Source organism: Methylobacterium guangdongense, assembly GCF_038442355.1.
GTDB classification, from domain to species: Bacteria; Pseudomonadota; Alphaproteobacteria; order Rhizobiales; family Beijerinckiaceae; genus Methylobacterium; species Methylobacterium guangdongense.
The window spans coordinates 1-16219 of record NZ_JBBXMX010000024.1 but is presented as its reverse complement, the minus strand read 5'-3'; the positions used below and the strand labels follow the sequence as shown (position 1 = coordinate 16219).

Annotated in this window: 16 protein-coding genes and 3 pseudogenes; 6 read left to right on the top strand and 13 right to left on the bottom strand. The window is 65.9% G+C overall.

What is annotated here, in order from left to right; genetic code table 11:
- Positions 1 to 80: 80 nt before the first annotated feature.
- Positions 81 to 1178, top strand: a complete 1098-nt coding sequence (locus tag AAHG09_RS27405) for an NADH:flavin oxidoreductase (RefSeq protein ID WP_342110758.1) — start codon at positions 81 to 83, stop codon at positions 1176 to 1178.
- A 16-nt stretch (positions 1179 to 1194) separates the two neighbouring features.
- Here the strand turns inward: AAHG09_RS27405 and AAHG09_RS27400 are convergent, their stop codons facing one another.
- A complete protein-coding gene (locus AAHG09_RS27400) occupies positions 1195 to 1647 on the bottom strand; it encodes a hypothetical protein (RefSeq protein ID WP_342110756.1) in 453 nt (150 codons plus the stop codon).
- Positions 1648 to 2452: 805 nt separating this feature from the next.
- Here AAHG09_RS27400 and AAHG09_RS27395 point away from each other — a divergent pair.
- Positions 2453 to 3544 (top strand): AI-2E family transporter, encoded by a 1092-nt coding sequence (locus tag AAHG09_RS27395; protein WP_342110850.1) that lies wholly within the window; start codon positions 2453 to 2455, stop codon positions 3542 to 3544.
- Positions 3545 to 3644: 100 nt separating this feature from the next.
- Here the strand turns inward: AAHG09_RS27395 and AAHG09_RS27390 are convergent.
- A pseudogene (locus AAHG09_RS27390) lies at positions 3645 to 3899 on the bottom strand (YihY/virulence factor BrkB family protein); the annotation flags it as partial.
- Positions 3900 to 4108: 209 nt separating this feature from the next.
- On the opposite strand from AAHG09_RS27390, the gene AAHG09_RS27385 reads away from it, so the two are divergent.
- On the top strand, positions 4109 to 4300 hold the full coding sequence (locus AAHG09_RS27385) for a hypothetical protein (RefSeq protein WP_342110754.1): 192 nt from the start codon (positions 4109 to 4111) through the stop codon (positions 4298 to 4300).
- A gap of 30 nt (positions 4301 to 4330) precedes the next feature.
- Here the strand turns inward: AAHG09_RS27385 and AAHG09_RS27380 are convergent, their stop codons facing one another.
- The 6 genes and pseudogenes from AAHG09_RS27380 to AAHG09_RS27355 all read right to left on the bottom strand — a co-directional run bounded on the left by AAHG09_RS27380 (position 4331) and on the right by AAHG09_RS27355 (position 9424).
- Positions 4331 to 4657: a hypothetical protein gene (locus AAHG09_RS27380; RefSeq protein WP_342110752.1), complete on the bottom strand. Its 327-nt coding sequence runs from the start codon at positions 4655 to 4657 to the stop codon at positions 4331 to 4333.
- Positions 4654 to 4857 (bottom strand): annotated as a pseudogene (locus AAHG09_RS27375) (transposase); the annotation flags it as partial. The gene AAHG09_RS27380 and the pseudogene AAHG09_RS27375, both read right to left, overlap by 4 nt.
- Positions 4858 to 5233: 376 nt before the next feature.
- On the bottom strand, positions 5234 to 5479 hold the full coding sequence (locus AAHG09_RS27370; protein WP_342110750.1) for a hypothetical protein: 246 nt from the start codon (positions 5477 to 5479) through the stop codon (positions 5234 to 5236).
- 581 nt (positions 5480 to 6060) lie between these two features.
- On the bottom strand, positions 6061 to 7800 hold the full coding sequence (locus AAHG09_RS27365; protein WP_342110748.1) for a hypothetical protein: 1740 nt from the start codon (positions 7798 to 7800) through the stop codon (positions 6061 to 6063).
- 134 nt (positions 7801 to 7934) lie between these two features.
- A complete protein-coding gene (locus AAHG09_RS27360) occupies positions 7935 to 8423 on the bottom strand; it encodes an ABC-three component system middle component 2 (protein WP_342110747.1) in 489 nt (162 codons plus the stop codon).
- Positions 8420 to 9424, bottom strand: coding sequence for an ABC-three component system protein (locus tag AAHG09_RS27355; protein WP_342110745.1), 1005 nt, complete (start codon positions 9422 to 9424; stop codon positions 8420 to 8422). The genes AAHG09_RS27360 and AAHG09_RS27355 overlap by 4 nt, the downstream gene beginning before the upstream one ends.
- Before the next feature lie 405 nt (positions 9425 to 9829).
- On the opposite strand from AAHG09_RS27355, the gene AAHG09_RS27350 reads away from it, so the two are divergent.
- Positions 9830 to 10438 (top strand): hypothetical protein, encoded by a 609-nt coding sequence (locus AAHG09_RS27350; RefSeq protein ID WP_342110743.1) that lies wholly within the window; start codon positions 9830 to 9832, stop codon positions 10436 to 10438.
- On the top strand, positions 10435 to 11355 hold the full coding sequence (locus AAHG09_RS27345) for a Kiwa anti-phage protein KwaB-like domain-containing protein (RefSeq protein ID WP_342110741.1): 921 nt from the start codon (positions 10435 to 10437) through the stop codon (positions 11353 to 11355). Before AAHG09_RS27350 ends, AAHG09_RS27345 begins: the two co-directional genes overlap by 4 nt.
- 637 nt (positions 11356 to 11992) lie before the next feature.
- On the opposite strand, the gene AAHG09_RS27340 is transcribed toward AAHG09_RS27345, so the two are convergent.
- Genes AAHG09_RS27340 through AAHG09_RS27325 form a run of 4 tightly spaced genes read right to left on the bottom strand, consistent with a single transcriptional unit; the run spans position 11993 to position 14976 of the window.
- Positions 11993 to 12325, bottom strand: a complete 333-nt coding sequence (locus AAHG09_RS27340) for a hypothetical protein (protein WP_342110739.1) — start codon at positions 12323 to 12325, stop codon at positions 11993 to 11995.
- Positions 12325 to 12690: a hypothetical protein gene (locus AAHG09_RS27335; protein WP_342110737.1), complete on the bottom strand. Its 366-nt coding sequence runs from the start codon at positions 12688 to 12690 to the stop codon at positions 12325 to 12327. The genes AAHG09_RS27340 and AAHG09_RS27335 overlap by 1 nt, the downstream gene beginning before the upstream one ends.
- A complete protein-coding gene (locus AAHG09_RS27330; RefSeq protein ID WP_342110735.1) occupies positions 12665 to 13255 on the bottom strand; it encodes a hypothetical protein in 591 nt (196 codons plus the stop codon). The genes AAHG09_RS27335 and AAHG09_RS27330 overlap by 26 nt, the downstream gene beginning before the upstream one ends.
- Positions 13256 to 13278: 23 nt before the next feature.
- Positions 13279 to 14976: an AAA family ATPase gene (locus AAHG09_RS27325; protein WP_342110733.1), complete on the bottom strand. Its 1698-nt coding sequence runs from the start codon at positions 14974 to 14976 to the stop codon at positions 13279 to 13281.
- Between the two features lie 419 nt (positions 14977 to 15395).
- Between AAHG09_RS27325 and AAHG09_RS27320 the strand changes: the two genes are divergently transcribed.
- Positions 15396 to 15809, top strand: coding sequence for a hypothetical protein (locus AAHG09_RS27320; protein WP_342110731.1), 414 nt, complete (start codon positions 15396 to 15398; stop codon positions 15807 to 15809).
- 296 nt (positions 15810 to 16105) lie between these two features.
- Here the strand turns inward: AAHG09_RS27320 and AAHG09_RS27315 are convergent.
- Positions 16106 to 16219, bottom strand: a pseudogene (locus AAHG09_RS27315) (IS5/IS1182 family transposase); the annotation flags it as partial.

The following is a 16219-nucleotide window of genomic DNA, read 5'->3' as shown; positions in this document are numbered from 1 at the left end:
CCCGCTTCGAGCCGTGCCGCGCAACGGTTTTCCGCCCCGGATGATCGTCCGGGACGGACGCGCTGATCCTGGAGCGTGCCATGAACCTCGACACCTTGTTCCGCCCCTTCGCGTACAAGTCGCTCCGGCTGAAGAATCGGATCGTCATGGCGCCGATGACGCGCTCGTTCTCTCCCGGTGGCGTTCCGACACCCGAAGTGGCCAGCTATTACCGGCGACGTGCCCCCGAGGTAGGGCTCATCATCTCGGAAGGCACCGTCATCGACCGGCCAGCATCGTCGAACGATCCTGCCATCCCTCATTTCTATGGCGAGCAGGCGCTCGCCGGATGGAAGCACGTCATCGACGACGTGCATGCCACCGGAGGCGCGATGGCGCCGCAGATCTGGCACATGGGTATCGTGGCGCCTCACGCGTCGGGATGGAGACCGCCCGCTCCCATGGAAGGCCCGTCCGGGTTCGTCGTCCCCGGCGAGGCCGGCGGCGTCGCGATGTCCGAGAGCGACATAGCCGATACGATCGCGGCGTTCGGCCGTGCCGCCGCGGAGACCAAGCGGCTGGGCTTCGACGCGGTCGAGATCCACGGCGCGCACGGCTACCTCATCGATCAGTTCTTCTGGGCCGGCGTGAACAGGCGCCAGGACCGCTACGGCGGCGCGACCTTGCCCGAGCGGAGTCGCTTCGCCATCGAAGTCGTGCGCGCGGTTCGCTCTGCGGTCGGCGAGGACTTCGCCGTAATCCTGCGTCTCTCGCAGTGGAAGCAGCAAGATTTCGCGGTGAAGCTCGCCCGGACACCCGACGAGATGGCTGCGTGGCTCAACCCGTTTGCCGAAGCGGGCGTCGATATCTTCCACTGCTCGCAGCGGCGTTTCTGGCAGCCGGAGTTCGAAGGCTCAGACCTCAACTTCGCAGGTTGGGCGAAGAAACTGACGGGGAGGCCCTCGATCACGGTCGGCTCGGTCGGTCTCTCGGGCGAGTTCATCGCCGCCTTCCAGGGCGAGAGTTCGCGTCCCGATCCGCTTGACGAACTCATCCGCCGTCTCACGCGCGGCGACTTCGACCTCGTGGCCGTCGGCCGGGCCATGCTGTCCGACCCGCATTGGGTGAGCAAGATCCGCGAGGGACGGCACGAGCAGCTGAAGGATTTTACCCGCGAAGCACTCGCCACGCTCACCTGAGGATCGGGGCTTGCGATCATGCGGGCCGAACGACCGACGACATGAAGCCGCCCGCGATCATCAGCGCCAGCCCCAGGACGAAGAAGATCCCCGCGCTCGTCAAGGAATTGGCGGCGAATCTGCTTAGCTGTCTCGACTTCCGGGGCGGCCGCTTTTCATTCTGTCCCCAGAGCATGTGACGCGCAGAATTCCAACTGAGCGCCATCGACACACCGCACATCGTAATGGATAACAGCAAAAATGCCCACGATGCAAGCAAAACATATTTATAAGATGATGGAGAGTTTTGTATACCTCCAAGCTTGTCAGAAAAATTTACTGAAAACAAGAGTATGCCGCTGATTATGCCGATCGATTGCTTCGCCAACTCGATTGGCTCGCGATAATTATAATTAAGAAAATCTTCCCGTTCCGCAATATCCTCCTGCTCACTCCTGCGCCCGCGATCAGTGTCTCCGGCATCTGTCATCGTACACCTAGCCTAAATCTTTCCGTCGCGACACGTGGCATGACTTGATCGGCTAAAGGCAGGATGGCCTGTTCCCGCCCCCTGTAAAACACGAACTCCTCCGGCGAAGTTTCGCTTCACGGTCAGCTTGAGACCAATCATTTTCCCTGGCGCAGACGCTTTTGTCGGAGGCACCATGGTCCGCGTCTACGGATGTGTGCCGGAGACGGCTGCGTCGACGCCGGCTGGTAAGTAGAGCACCACGACACCAAGCCGAGAGATTTGCGTTGTGTGAGCGTGTGATCATCGGAGCATCGTCGCGCTCCCGCACCGATGACCGCCTTTGAGCACTCTGACGCCCACCCGGCACCTGGGTCAGTCCTAAGGGCAAAACCTTATAGACGCCCGTCGATCCGGCCCGATATACCGAAAAGCAGAGGTCGGACCCCTGGGAGGGCCGAGCCTACACTCCGCCCGGCGAAGCGTCTCCGCCCCCTGAGCGCGGGGACATGCGCGGAAACATCGCGACGTAAAAAGGCGAGATCCGCTGGCATCCAGTTCGGACGACACATCCGGCAAGCGGGCGAGCGGAAGCGACAAGGGCGTAAGCCCTGATCACGTCGGAGGCGACCAGATCCGGAAGGCGCAGCAATGGGGCGGCGGCTCGAAGGCCTCCAAGGGGCCGATTACCCACGCCAACAAGCGCAATCAGAACTCGAGCGCCAAAGTCTGATCACCGGGTCCGCATGCTGGACCGCGCCGGCCTTCGGCGGTCAGGGCCGTTCACTCAGGCTTCAGGGGTGAGATCTTGGACGTTCAGGCGCAGATGCACCCAATCGAGCGTCCCTTAACGGGGGACCCATCTCGCCGCAGGCGCAGGGCGTGTTTCGGCGGAGTTGTGCTTCTCATCGCGCTTTGGACGGCGCGCTCATACTTGGCCGCGGTTGCCTGGGCGATTATCATCGCCGTTGCGATCTGGCCCCTTTACCGGCGGGCACCGCGAACCAAGACATCGCGCGAACGGCTCGTCCCCGCTGTGGCCACCCTCTTGTGTGCGGCCGTGCTGGTGACGCCGTTGGTGCTGGCCACTGCCGAGCTCGGCCGGGAAGGACAGGCCGTTCTCGGATGGATCAGTCGCGCCCAGCAAGGTGGCATCGAGGTGCCGAGCTGGCTGACGCGCCTCCCCATTTTGGGCGAGCACGCGGATCGCTGGTGGCGCTCTCACGTCAGCAACCCAGCAGGACTGCGGGCGCTATTCACCGACGTGAACTTCGAAGCGTGGGCGGCTTGGATGCGCAGCTTCGGCGGGGAGATCGCCTATCGCGCGCTCCTGGCCTTTGTCACCTTTCTGACGCTTTTCGCGCTCCTCCGGGACGGGGATAGGGTCGGGACGCGCATGCTCTGCCTTGCTGAGGAGTTGTTGGGGAAACCCGGCGAGCGGCTGTTCGAGAAAGTGGCCCTTGCGATCAGAGGCGTTGTGAACGGTACGGTGTTGGTCGCCATCGGAGAGGGATTGCTGATCGGCGTTGGTTACTGGGTTGCCGGGCTACCGCAGGCTGGGCTTTTCACGCTGCTCACCGTCACGTTTGCGATGCTGCCCTTCGGAGCCTGGTTTGCATTCACGGCCGCGGCCTTGATTCTCGCGATCCAGCATGACGCATGGTTTGGTGCGGCCGGCGTGTTCGGTTGGGGAGCCACCGTCATGCTGGCTGGCGACAACTTCGTTCAGCCGGCCGTCATCGGAGGAGCCGCGCGGCTGCCGCTGGTCTGGACCCTGATCGGGATCCTGGGTGGCCTCGAAACCTTCGGGCTTGTCGGCCTTTTTGCTGGGCCGGTCGTGATGGCGGCGCTCTACGCAATTTGGCGGGACTGGACAACGCCTGGAGCGGCAGTTGTCGATAGAGAGGGTCGGTGCTGACGGGCCTACGCAGATGACGGTAGCGAACAGCAGCACTCTTATAAATTTAGATTCCCGTGGCTTCAATCCAGAGGCCTGGCAGGTCTGACTGGGGTCGATACTATGGCGACGCTGCGACAGTGTCGGCCTTGCTAGCCTGCAGGGCGACGAGGAGCTTCTGGCCGCCGACCGTGGCGTCGCGGGCGGTCTGGTTCTCCATCTCGGCGTTCAGCTCTGCGCCAAGCAGCACGACCGTCGTCGACAGCCAGATCCAAGTCATGAAGCCGACGATCGCGCCGAGCGATCCGTAGGTGTCATTGTAGCTGCCAAAGTGTGCCACATACCAAGAGAACAGGGCTGACACGATCAGCCACAGCGCATGGCGCGCTGGTCGGCCCCGATCTTCACGATCGTGACCATCGCATGGATCTGCGGAGTTGCACGCACATGGTCCTCATCGCACAACCACTTTGTCTGACGGCAGTATCTGTCGCGCTTGCGAACCGGATGCCGGCAGGCCGGTTGTGTTTGTGAGGAGCCCGGTCAAACCAGAGCGCCCTCGAAGCTTCTATAGGGAGAAGCTGGATGCCGAAAATCAGCGTGAAGCTTGCTGGCGACGGTACCCACATGGTTGTGCAGGGTCACGACCCTGTGGCATGCGGCATGAGCCTTGAAGAGGCGGAAAACTTCCTGACTTTCCTGCGGGCGTCGGCGCGCGTTCGGCGAACGCAGCGGCTACCGGAAGCGTTGCGTCTGCGTGGAGCTTTGGCTGTTTAGCGCCCGCCCAAGCAGGTTACTGCAGGCGCCCTAACAGGCTGTAGAAGAACTCGGCCAGCGGTGAGCGCTGAAGGGGAGTTTATCGGCGGCGTGGATGCCGATTGCGCCCCGAAGCAAGCCGTCGGCCTGGATCTCGGCCCATCCGGAGCCGCGGGCCTCGTCCATCTCGTCGTTCCCGGAGCAGTCGAACTCAACGGCTGCGTGATTGCCGCCACCAGCAAACGTCCCGGTGACGCATCCGAAGGCAAACTCGCCGCCAGTAGCCTCGAAGAGGATGTAGGCCGGCTCGACCATGTCGGCATAGTAGTCCGCGTAGCCGGGCAGCTCGACGATCCGCCACTTGCCCAGGACGCTCACGCCGAAGCTCCGAGCAGCTTGGGCAGGCGGACGAGGTTGTAGCACGCCGCGGTGAAGGCGAAGGCCCATCCGACCTTGTCGCGGCCTCTGAAGCGGGTTTTCCGCTGGCCACTCGCCGTCTTGATCCAGCCAAAGCCCTCCTCGCTGCGCTTGCGGATCTTCTGGCTCATGCCATAGCCGGCATGGCGGGGGGTTCGCCTGCGGGTAATGCGCAGGTGGTTATGGTCGGAGAGGCAGAGCCAAAAATCGGTGTCGGTGTAAAAGCTGGAGTCAGCTGGCCTGCGGCAAGGTCCGCTCGTTTTACCAGCATCGGCCTCTTTACCGCTCTCGCGTGACGGACTGTTTTTGGCGCAAGCCTGACATGTGAATTGGCCGGAGCCGATGTCCGCTTCGGAGCAGCGGCAGAAGGCGGCTGAATGGCCGAGATGGGCGCATTGCAGAACGTCCGCTTCTAGGCGGCAGTCCATTTCCGCGGTTGACCCGTTGCGGGCCTTCCGCCCCGCCCAGTCGAATGTCCGCTCGGGAAGTAAAGCGGCCCCGAAAGCGGCGGCCATGACGTCAGCAGGTTCGGACATACTAGCGACCGGTAGCAGAGGCCGGGTAGCGAGCCTGCCTGTCGGCCGTTGCGGAGGCTCGCATCATCCCGACATCGAAGGTATCACCGTTGACTTTCTCCCGGAGCTTGCCGGGGCAGATGGTCCTCTTCTCGCCGGCCTTGCCGTACCAACGCGTGGCCTCGCCCCAACCGGGTGGGAGCCTGTTCAGGGTGTCGTCCACGGAGAGCGGGCCGGCCTCCAGCAGCAGGTCGTGCACCTCCGCCACGAAGAGCTTCTAAAAGCGGGCTCCCGACAGCATCGGGGGGACGGGATCTCCCGTCCCCGGAGCCTCGATGGCCGGCGGCGCGGGCGGGACGGTTTCGACCAAAGTGAAGCGGCCCCCGACCTCGGCGACGCCTCCCCCAGCCTCCGCCCTGCGCAGCAGGTGGTAGCGCAGCCAGGCGGGCGTGAGAGCAGCACGGCGGTCGCGAACATGACCCATCGCAGGATCTCCGCGCCTGTGATCTGGGAAGCCGTCGGTGACTTCAGCGCCAGCACGACACCGGCGATTGCGAAATCGCGCCACAGTGATGAGCGGAGGTCGCGTGTCACCGAGCCGGGCAGCGGACCGCATACCGCGGCGAAGCCCCGGGCCGAAATTGCTTGCTTCAAGGGTAGAAGGTAAGACTTCCCTCTACCATTGGTGTCAATCGTCAGACGTGGGCGTCGTTTGCGATGTGACGGCATGACGGCGCGGAAAGGGCACCCATGCGAACGACCGCATCGTCGCCCCCAAGGCTGCGAAGCTCGTGAAGGAGGCGGGGCGACAAATAGGCACCCGACAACGATGCCTCCGCTGCGCGCGGGCTAGGCCGGGAAGAAGCCCCTCCGGCCTCCCGAGCCCTCGCTGCCGACGAACGTCGTCACCCTGGCTGCGTCGCCAAGGTCGAAGGGCGGGGCGTCGTTCTCAATGACCACGAACTGAGCCTTGTCCGCGTTGTCGAGCAGGAACCGGTAGAAGTGCGCGTTGAGGCCACTCTCGGCGACTTGCTTCTCATCCGCGCCGGGCGCGCCGTGCCGCGAAAGCGAGTCGCGGTAGCTGAGCAAGGGACTGTCCAGGGCGACGATGCCGGGGTGCGGCAGCGCCTTCGACCGGCAATAAAGCATTACGCCGATCTTGAAGGCGGCGTTCATGAGAGCACGCACGCCCTTGCCGTTCGCGCGACGGTTCTTGCCGTTGATGAGGATGTCGTGCGTGCCCGGGTCGAACGCCACCGTGGGCAGGCCCGGGAAGTACCAAGCGTGCAGGACCGACTGGATCGTCGAGGCCAACTCGTGGCCGACGACCCCGCCAATGCCCGCGGTGACCGACCCCCTCGGTACCGACGTGGGCCGGAAGGCCGCGAGCCTAGCGCGCCTGGCCCGAAGTCCCTCGACGTACCGAAGGTGGGCGATGCCCTTGCGAACTTCGTGGCGGGTTCGGTCGAGTTCCTCGTAGGCTAGGCGGCTGGAGGCCTCCGCCGGCTTCGCCTCAGCGATGTCGGCTTCGAGCGCCTCGACCTCCGAGACGAGGCGCTCGCCGCGACGGTGCAGCCCTTCCCGCTCGGCTTCAAGCGAGGCCATAGCCTTGCGCAGGTCCGAGCGTTCGAGACGGATCTTCGCGATCTCGGCGCGGGTGGCAGCCTGCGTGACCTCGATTTCCCCGAACCCGTGCTCGTGCTGCTGGTGGGCCGGATCGGCCCCGCAGACCGGACAAATTCGTCGCGCGCCGGCCAGAAGGGCAGCCCCGCCCTCCTCAAGCGCCTCAAGCCGCGTGACGTCGCTGTCATAAACGGCGTCGAGGAGCGCGAACCTGTCGAGGGTGACAGAGATGTCCGACCGCCGCTCCATCGCCTCGTTGGCGGCTTCGACCTTCGAGCGCCGCTCACGGCGCATCCCGTCAAGCAGCGCCTGACGCTCGGTCATCGCCTGCTGGAGGCCTTCGACCGTCGTCGATATGCGCTCCAACTGGCCTTCGAGGTCGGCGCTGTCCGGCCAGCGCCGTTCCAGTTCCTCCTCGGCCGTTGTGATCATGTCGTCGATGAGCTCGATCTTGCCGAGGTTCGCCGTCTTCTGCGCGTCGACGCTCCGTGTCGTCTGCATCGCGCTGTCGTCGAGGCCGGTGACGATGAACTTCAGGACGTTCTTGTCGAAGGTCTCGCCGCTCTGCGCCGAGATCCGGATGGGGCTCCACTCGCCCATCATGTTCGTCTCTTCGGTGAAGACGTAGGGTGCGAAGTGGCGGAAGGTGAAAGGGTTCTTCTCGCCGATCAGGGTGCGGGCGATCTTCCGGTCGACGACGCCGAGCTCGGCCAGGAGGAAGGAGGAGATGTTCTCGCCCTTGCTCCGGTGATCGGCACCAAGCGTCCGGTTGGGCTCGACGATATCGGCGCCGGGCTCCTTCGTGCCCTCGTAGATGCCGTACGCCCCGCCGCTCAGCGCCCGGACCAGCGTAACCCGCCCGCTCACCGGCAGGTCGAGTTCGAGCCATGCCCGTTCGTAACCTTGGATCTGCTCGATGTCGGGAAGGGCTGATCCGGCGCCCGTCATGAAGTCGAGCGCCTTCATGATGAACGTCTTCCCGGCGTTGGACGCGCCCCAAACGACGTTCACGCCCGGGACGAACCCAATGTCGGCGAGGGGAACGCGCGGCCCCGTAAAGGAGAGCCGCCGCAGGACGAAGCGGGCGGGATCGGGCATGGTCAGGCTGGGCTCGTACCGACGCCGACGCCGAACGCCTCGCTCCAGTCGCCGATGTACTCGCGGACCCGCGCCTTGAAGGCGTCCTTGTCCTGCGCGCGCACCTCGCGGGCGATCCACGACGCGCACGCCTTGAGATGCTCCGAGTACGGTGTCTCTAACAGCTCGACGTAGGAGGCGGCCTCATCCGAGGCGCGGTAGAAGATCCCGTCCGGCCCGCTTTCCTGGCGCACCAGGTGGCAGCGGCGCATCAATTCGAGGCTGCTCTCCACGAGGCGCCGGCGGACGAGGAGCTCGCCTTTCCGCCCGGGCACGTCCGGATGAAGGCTCGGCGGGCCGCCCACGTCCGCGGTGTGGACGACGACGTGGTCGAGCAGCACCATCTCGGCGAGGTCGACCCTCTCCGGGCGCAGGTGTTCCAGGACGATGACCGCCCGTATCCCGGCCTCCAAGGGCGAGTTGAAAAGGCGCCCGAACGAATCGACGCTCACGGAGTCCACTTCATCAGCCCTTCGTTGGCGAGGTGGTGGCACATGCCTTGGCGGACCGGGATGCGGGCGAGTTTACCCTTGATGGCGCAGGTCATCGTCGAGGCATGGCGCATGACGGCTCCGACCCGTTCGAGGCGGCTCTCGTACGGCAGCCTGTATACGTCGACGACACCATGGTGGACCTCGGCCTCGAATTCCACGAGCGCCTCGACCGACGTGTTGTCGCGATGGAAGAGCCTGAACGAGGTGGCGTCGAAGAACCGGTTGCGCTGCTCGCGCAGATGGTCGCCGTGCATCCCGTCGGCGAGCACGTCGTCAGCGGTGGCGAACGGAGTTCCCCTCGCCTCGCCGTACACTTGGCGCAGTTGGTCGATGTACGCCATCTCTTCGGCCTGGAGGGTTGCCGGCGCCGTGCCGACCGGAGCGTCTCCCGGCGCCAGGCCGAGGACCTGGGTCAGCGCCTTCAAGGAGGCGGGATGCTTAGCCAGGCCGGTCGCGCCGAGATGGCTGACATTGCCGAAGTCGTAGCCCTCGATCAGTGCCCTCAGTTCGGGGGTAAGCGCGATCCTACGGCGCTGGGTGATGTACCCGGCGCAATGGTCATCCCACTTCGCGATCAGCGCGGCCTTGAGGTCCGACGGGTTGAAGGTCAGGTCTTGCAGTGGCCCCGTCACGCCCCGCGGCGCGACGAAGACGTGCTTCTCGGGCATCGTGCGGTAGGCGCCCTCGGAATGGTGATGGAAGACCTTCCCGAGTTCGCCGAGCGCCTCCGGTACGCCGAGGGCGCTGCCGCGCGTCTTTCGCTTGCACTGATAGAGGTGCCAGGGGCCCTCATGTTTGGCCTGGGTTAGGAAGCCGATGACGTCGCGGCCCTTGTCGTTGGCTTTCCCAATCCGTTCAACGGACACGTAGCCGGAGCCGACGCGGTCGCACCAGAGTTCGATGAACTCCTCAAGCTCGTCCTCCTCCAGTTCCTTCAGGCGTATGGCGACGCTGGTCACGCAACCTATCCTGGCGATGCGATGGCTGGAGGGAAGTCCGGCGTGCGATGGGCAGGACCCGTCGCGGAAGATAGCCCGTCGGACCTTAACGGCCAAGCATCGCCAGGCTGGCCGCCGCCCTTGATATGAGGGAACGGAGCTGCCCGACGCAGACTTCGCGAACCCGCACCAATCCCGCATGCCCTCGTTTCGCGCCGGCTTGATCCCATATACGAACATATCAGGAACAGTCGTATCAAGTGCCGTGTCGAAGCCGCGCGAGGGTATTCGGGCCCGGGTCCAAGGCGAGACGCCCCCCTTCCGCTAGCCGCGGCGCGGTTCGGCCGTCATGATCCCGTGGCACTTCAACGGCATGGGCGGTCACGACGGCTTCCGGCAGGTGTGTGTGATCGGAACCCCGCAGCCATGCAGCTCAGGATCCTCTTCGCGGCGGCCATCTACCTGGGGTCCTACCTGCCCCTCAGCCTGATTCTGCTCGCGCAGGACCTAGACATCGAGGTCGTGAAGCGCGGCATCTGCCCGGTCGGGTCGATGGTCGCGCTCGGGTGCGCGAGCCCGCTCAAGAACCCGCTCTTTTCCCTGGCGGCGGTCGCCGTCTGCGCGGTCGGCATGCTGGCCACCTTTCTCGCGCTCCGCGTCCTGCGGACCGCACAGCGCGTGAAGGTGACCGAGAGCAAGCATATACCGGCGGACCTGATCAACTACGTCATACCGTACGTCGTTTCGTTCATCAGCCTGGACTTTGAGCAGGGCACCAAGCTCATCGGCTTTGCGGTGTTCCTGGGCTGGATCTTCTGGATCACCTACAGGTCCGGCCAGATCGTCCTCAATCCCGTTCTCGCGGCATTCGGCTGGAAGCTGTTTGAGGTGAAGTACGTCCATCATGGCGCGACGGCGATTTTCGTGGGTCGCATGCTGTCTAAGGTCGATATCGAGCCTGACCGTACCTACCTTCAGGGTCACCTCCAGGACGTGATGGTCGTCCAGGACAACGAGGATGACGCCAGTCGATGACCACGCTTCCGGACCTGAAGGGTTTCGATCTGGCGGGTGCGGACGTCACGGTATGGGTGTTCAAGACCTCGTCCGGCCAGGACGGCAGGCCGAGGTTCACGGGGCGTTGGGTCGGCATCACCGAGGATCTCGCCGCCAGGCTCAGGGAGGCGGTCGGTGGCGCGCTCGCTGGCATCACGGAAACCATTGAGTACGACGTTCTGGCCCAGAACAACGAGGGCAGTGCCCTTACGATCGAGACCGACGAGACGTACGTTCACCTGATCGCAGGCGCGGTGGCGGACGACACGCCCGGGCGGAAGGCGCGAAACATCAAGGACCTGGCCAACAGCAAGTTCACCGTCATCAAGTTCGTCCGGGAAGACCTGACCTTGCTGGCCGTGAGCCGGACCGACGCGAGCTGGTCGACGCGGAAGGCCTCAGGCCTCATCCGGGCGGTCTTCTCAGACAACGAGCTGGACGTGGAGGAGGACCCTGTCTTCACCATCCACCCCGTCTTCGACTTCTTCGTGCTCGGGGACCAGATCTTCATCAAGAGCAAGCCGAATTTCGAGTCAGTGCTGGTGTACAAGGCCGGGCATCAGCAGGCGTTCACCGCCCTAAAAGAGGAAGCCGAGTTCGTCGCGATCTTCTCTGAGCTCGGTCCGCTGGAGGCGTTCGTGGGATCGAACAAGATCCATCTCCGTCGGGCCATCGCGATCCAGTCGAAGGGGCACTACAAGGACGCCGGCTTCATGGACCGGCTCAGGGCCGAGCATGGCAACATGAGGCTTGTTATTGCCTTTGACGACAAGGGGCGGATCGTACCTACCCCGGAGACCTGCCGCCACATCTTCCAAGCCCTCCTCAACCACAGGCTCGAATCCAGGCTGGATTCACAGTTCTACGATGTGCCGAGCACGGAACCCGTCGCCTAAGCTTCCTGCACCGGTGTTGGCGCGACATGATTCGGCGGTGGACGGAGCGGTCGCGCCCACGCCCGGCGATTGCCGGACGGCTCCGTCCAGGCGATCACATATCTCCCTTCGAGATGTGGCCGCCGGAGCGATCATTTCACCTCAATGGCAGCTATTGAGCACTAAGCGGGTGTTCGCGTGGTTGCAATTGAAGGTCCGCTGATGGCGCAAATCAGAAGGGTCGCTTGGTTTGACCCTGCCAAATGATAGGCTTGTCTAGCAGTCCACGCCTACGTCGCGGCTCTGGAGCGCCGTGTCCGCCGTTGGCGCGTCGGCGAGGAGGCGAACGACCAGACGGGGGTGTCCCGCCTAGCGTCGGCCATGTGCTGCTTGGCGATCCTCCACGACGCCCGGAAGCCAAGACGCTTTTCTACCACCGGCGCAGCAGCCCCGGCGTCCTTGCAATCATGGACCGGTACGACGCGTCCTCGATGCCCGTCCTGAAGCCCCTCTGACCCCTGTTAACGCAAATCCTGAAATATGCCGATTGCTACAACCGGGTGCAAAATCCTATTTAGGCAACGGTATTCAGGAAAGTATAGGCAAGGGTATACGGAGGGCGCACAGGTGGCGCACACCGTACTCAGGTGGGCGCACGTCAGCCCGCGGGGCACATCCCGGGCCGGGGCACCCGCCTGAACAGCGTGCCGTAACGCGAGAGCTCGCCCGTCGGCAGGACCTCGACGTCCAGGGGGTACGTCCCGCCCGTGTCGGTCAAGCTGTTCGTGAAGCAGGTCGCGCGCAGCTTACCCTGGACCGTGCGCACGTCGTGGCATTCCATCCCGTCGATGGAGATATCGCGCGGGCCAGGGCCCACGAAAATCGGCCGGTAGTCCTCTCCGGAAGGGCAGTACATCCCCGGGGCAGGGAGCACCGGGGCGGGGAGCGGGCCGGCGGCGGCGAGGGCGGCGGCGAGGGTGAGGATACGCATCACGGGAACTCCGAACAGGGGGCGAGGCACCACGCGCTGCCGTCAGCTTCGAGCCAGACGGCGGCCGCGCTTGTGAGGGGGGCGCCGTCCGGGAGACGGAATCCCGGGCGGTCGAGGCGGTATGAGAACCGGAGGGCCCCGGGCGGTCGCGGAACGCCCACCAGGGGGAGGCCCCGGGCCCAGGCGTGGACGTCCCGGGACCCGGTCCGGAGGCAGCGCAGGCGGGCCGCCTCCGAGGCCCTGAGCCTCACCCCGGCCAGCGCGATCGCCGGGACGTGCCCGACGACCCGGCCGCCGGCGCGGACGCTCCAGGACCGCCGCGTCAGGTTCCGGTAGGCCTCAACGCCGTCGCTTCTGGTCGGCATGGTCGTCGCACAGCGTGCGGATCCACCCGCCGGGCCGCACGGATCCCGGCGCGCCGCAGTGCTCGCAGACGGCGCCGCTCAGCCACTCCGCGGAGTTGATGACCAGCAGCATGCTCTCGGGCGTGGAGCCCCGGACGTACCAGCGCAAAGTCCCCAGCTTCTGCTTCACTTGGCAGGTCCTGGACCCCTCGGGGACGCCCTGCTCCAGGATCGCCTCCGCCGCGGCTTCCAGCATCCAGTGCCAGCCCGCCGGCGTCTCCAGCGTGTCCGTGAACACCGTGGGGTAGTCCCGGTGCAGGTCGAGGTAGCTCTCGGGCGGTGGCTCCCGGTGCTCCTGGCCGCCCGCCCAGCGAAGGGCGATCATGCGGCTGATGAGGTCCGTGACGCCGTGCCGGTAGATCTCTCCGCGGTCCGAGACGCGGGGCCGCGACAGCCGGGGGATCTCCCATCGGACCCGTGGCCCGGGCCCGCCGGTGTCGATCCCCGTGATGCGGATTCCGGCGGCGTTGTCGCCCAGGGTGCCGGTGAGGTAGGCCATCGCCTGGGCGTGGATCACGTCTTCCATGTCGGTCTCCATCGCTCCGGGGGTCACTGCCGGGGGCCGGCTTCGCGGGCATCGAGGACGGCCTCGACGAGGCGGCGCAGGGCGCGCAGGCTGCCCCCGCACCAGTGCTCCGCGAGGGCCTCCCACTCCACGCCGTCGAAGGCGGGCACCCACCGCTCGTCGAGGCCCCAGTCGGCCCGGACGTCGGCCAGGATCGAGGTCGCCAGCGGACGCAGGTGCTCCGGGCTCGGGTCGGGCATGCGCAGGATCAGGCAGCGGTCGAGCAGTGGGCGCGGGACGGTGTCCAGAGTATTGGCGGTGAGGATCCATTGGACGTGACTGATGTCCACGTCCGCCTGCAGGTAGATATCCTTGTATCTCGCAGCGGTCTCCACTCCGAGCTGGTTGATCAGGGCGTCGGCCGCGTTGCCGTTCTGCCTGGACGTGGCCATCTTATCGACCTCGTCCATCACGACGAGCGGGTTGGCGACCTTGGTCCGGATCAGCTCGCGCACGGGGGCGCTGAATCCGCCGCTCGACCAGCCGCGCGCCAGCCCGGCCACGGTCATGGCATCCATGGCGCCGCCCATGCTGTAGAGCGCCGGGTTCAGGCCGAGGGTCTCGCCGTACCGCCGGGCGAGCCTGGTCTTCCCGCAGCCTGGCTCCCCGACGAGGAGGAGCGGCGGGTTGCGCACGACGTCCTGGCCCGCGAGCGGCCGGAGCAGCCGGTCGATGATGGCGTGCCCGTGGGGGCAGTCGGCGAGCAGCTCGGCCCGCGTCGCCGTCAGGTCCGCCGGCGGCGTCACCAGCGGCAGAGCCACGCCCACGATCGCGGCCGCTTCCTTGACCGCGTCGTTCTCCCCCTTGCCCGCCCGCTTGACGTGACTGACGTCCTTGACGACGACCACGCTCGGGACGCCGGGCAGCGCGTCGACGGGGTCGCTGTAGGTCTTCCCGTCCTCTCGCGCCTTGGCCTCGGCGTTCCGGGCGACTTCGGCGCGGTCCTCCTGGATCAGCAGCCCGAGCACGGAAAGGTCGTCTACCAGCGGCTCCGGCGGGGCCGGGGGCTCGTCGAGCACGTCCTGGACGAGCCCGAGGACGTGCGCGAACCCGCGGATGAGGGGCGAGCTCGCCTCGATCTGGACGTGCCTCGACTCGGGCAGGTAGACCCCCGTGTCGACGTCGTCCTCGTCGAACCGGTCGAGGGCGGCCGCCGTCGCGAGGTAGTCGATCGCGGACCGGGCGAGCCCCCACGTCACGACGTCGACGTATCCGGAGATCGGGCGGTGTCCGAAATGTTCGACGCACAGCATGGCGGCGCGCCTGTTCGCATCGGCCGAGCCGATCGCCGCGAGCCAGACGGTACACCGGTCGTGGAGGTCCTCCAGGAGGCGCGCGGTCTCGGACAGGACCTTGGGGCCGCTCTTGGCGCCGTCCCACATAGACATCGCGGCGGAGATCTCGTCCTGAAGCCACCGGATCGCCCCTGTCGTCGGCGTGGCGAGCACGCCCTGGATCCCCAGCGCGATCTTCGGCGGGAGCTTGTGCGGGAAGTCCTCGTCCGCGAGCGGCCCCAGGACGGCCTTGGCGTCGGCGTAGACGTCGCCGCCGACCATCTCGGCGCCGCTCAGGACCTCCAGGGTCGACGGGATGGGATGCTCGTCGCTCGGCCAGCGCGCCTTCTCGAACAGGGCGCGATGCTGGCGTACGGACGCCTTGGCGTTCTCGAAAACCTTGGACATGGGGGGCTCACTGAAACGGACGCGCAGGGGCGCCGAGCCGGGAGGCTCAGGCGGCGGAGGGGGCGCGTTTCGGTTTCAGGAGCGTGCTCATGGGGAGGATTCTGTCAGACGAGGAATCCGGCCGCAACGGCCGGCTGAAGTCTTGGTTGAGAAATCCCTGGGCGCTGGGCCGTGTTATTTTCGAGTGATCAGGGCCGGTGGTTGTCACTCGAAAATAACATCCGTCCTTCGCCCTGGCCGGGACCGCTCGTTGCGCGGGTGTAGCGTACTCGGACGCGGAGATAGCCTGGGCTCTGGGCTTCTGCAGTGGATCGGGGGCGCCTGAGACGTCCGGACGTGTCGGAACACTGCATAGTGTGGCCCCGGCGCCTCTGTGCGAATCCGCGGGGAGTGGGAACCTGTGGGGCAGGAGGTGCCCCATGCACATCGACATCAGCGACGTCGCGCGCGTCATGGCCGCGCTGTCCCCGGAGGAGCGGGCCGCGCTCGACCTCCGTGTCGCCAAGCTCCACCGCGACGCGGCCTTCCTGAAGGAACACGCGATCGCCACCCTGCGGGCCCTGTCCGACGATGAGGTGGTCGTCCGCGCCCTGAACGCAGGCAAGAGCGCCGGCGAGGTAAGGCACGGCGACCCGACCCTAATCGACATCGACGAAGTCCTCTGCGTGCTGCGCGAGGCTGGGTTCTCTCGCGAGGGGTCCAAGCAGAAGATCGAGTTCATCTTCCCGGAGGGGCATCACATCGAGCTCTACGGAAGCTCGGAGGCACTGGGCTGCGTAAGGGAGCACCTCTGCAGCGCCTTCCCCGGCATGAAGTACAGCAAGGGGGCCTGAGCCATGGCCGACACCCTCATGGCCATCGTCCGGGCCGAGCGCGCCGCTCTGGAGGCGGACCGGGTCGGCACGGTCGACGAGCGCCTGAGCCGGGTCAACGCCCGGTTCCGGGTCGCCTGCACGGGCGTGACGGCCAACGTCCGCGCGCTCGGCCGCATCCTCCGGCTCCGCGAGCTGGAGATCCACCTGACGACGATGGACGCGCCGGTCGGCTGGCCGGCGACCTGGGTCGAGTGGGAGCTGGCCTGCATCCTGTCCCAGGCCCTGGGGCAGGGCCCGCACACTAGGTCGTGGACTCATAAAGCTCGCAACCAGACACGCAGGGCTGCGAGCTTAACGCTGGCCAGGAAGTTATCGGGATCCTTGTCGTAGCGGGTGGCGACGGCGCGGAAGTGCTTGATCTTGCTGAA

Excerpts from the sequence above, each read along its gene's own strand:
- AAHG09_RS27350 (WP_342110743.1), top strand. The coding sequence starts at position 9,830 with ATGCAGCTCAGGATCCTCTTCGCGGCGGCCATCTACCTGGGGTCCTAC.
- AAHG09_RS27330 (WP_342110735.1), bottom strand. The coding sequence starts at position 13,255 with ATGGAAGACGTGATCCACGCCCAGGCGATGGCCTACCTCACCGGCACC.
- AAHG09_RS27405 (WP_342110758.1), top strand. The coding sequence starts at position 81 with ATGAACCTCGACACCTTGTTCCGCCCCTTCGCGTACAAGTCGCTCCGG.
- AAHG09_RS27320 (WP_342110731.1), top strand. The coding sequence starts at position 15,396 with ATGCACATCGACATCAGCGACGTCGCGCGCGTCATGGCCGCGCTGTCC.
- AAHG09_RS27395 (WP_342110850.1), top strand. The coding sequence starts at position 2,453 with ATGCACCCAATCGAGCGTCCCTTAACGGGGGACCCATCTCGCCGCAGG.
- AAHG09_RS27345 (WP_342110741.1), top strand. The coding sequence starts at position 10,435 with ATGACCACGCTTCCGGACCTGAAGGGTTTCGATCTGGCGGGTGCGGAC.
- AAHG09_RS27335 (WP_342110737.1), bottom strand. The coding sequence starts at position 12,690 with ATGCCGACCAGAAGCGACGGCGTTGAGGCCTACCGGAACCTGACGCGG.
- AAHG09_RS27365 (WP_342110748.1), bottom strand. The coding sequence starts at position 7,800 with ATGAAGGCGCTCGACTTCATGACGGGCGCCGGATCAGCCCTTCCCGAC.
- AAHG09_RS27340 (WP_342110739.1), bottom strand. The coding sequence starts at position 12,325 with ATGCGTATCCTCACCCTCGCCGCCGCCCTCGCCGCCGCCGGCCCGCTC.
- AAHG09_RS27400 (WP_342110756.1), bottom strand. The coding sequence starts at position 1,647 with ATGACAGATGCCGGAGACACTGATCGCGGGCGCAGGAGTGAGCAGGAG.
- AAHG09_RS27325 (WP_342110733.1), bottom strand. The coding sequence starts at position 14,976 with ATGTCCAAGGTTTTCGAGAACGCCAAGGCGTCCGTACGCCAGCATCGC.
- AAHG09_RS27385 (WP_342110754.1), top strand. The coding sequence starts at position 4,109 with ATGCCGAAAATCAGCGTGAAGCTTGCTGGCGACGGTACCCACATGGTT.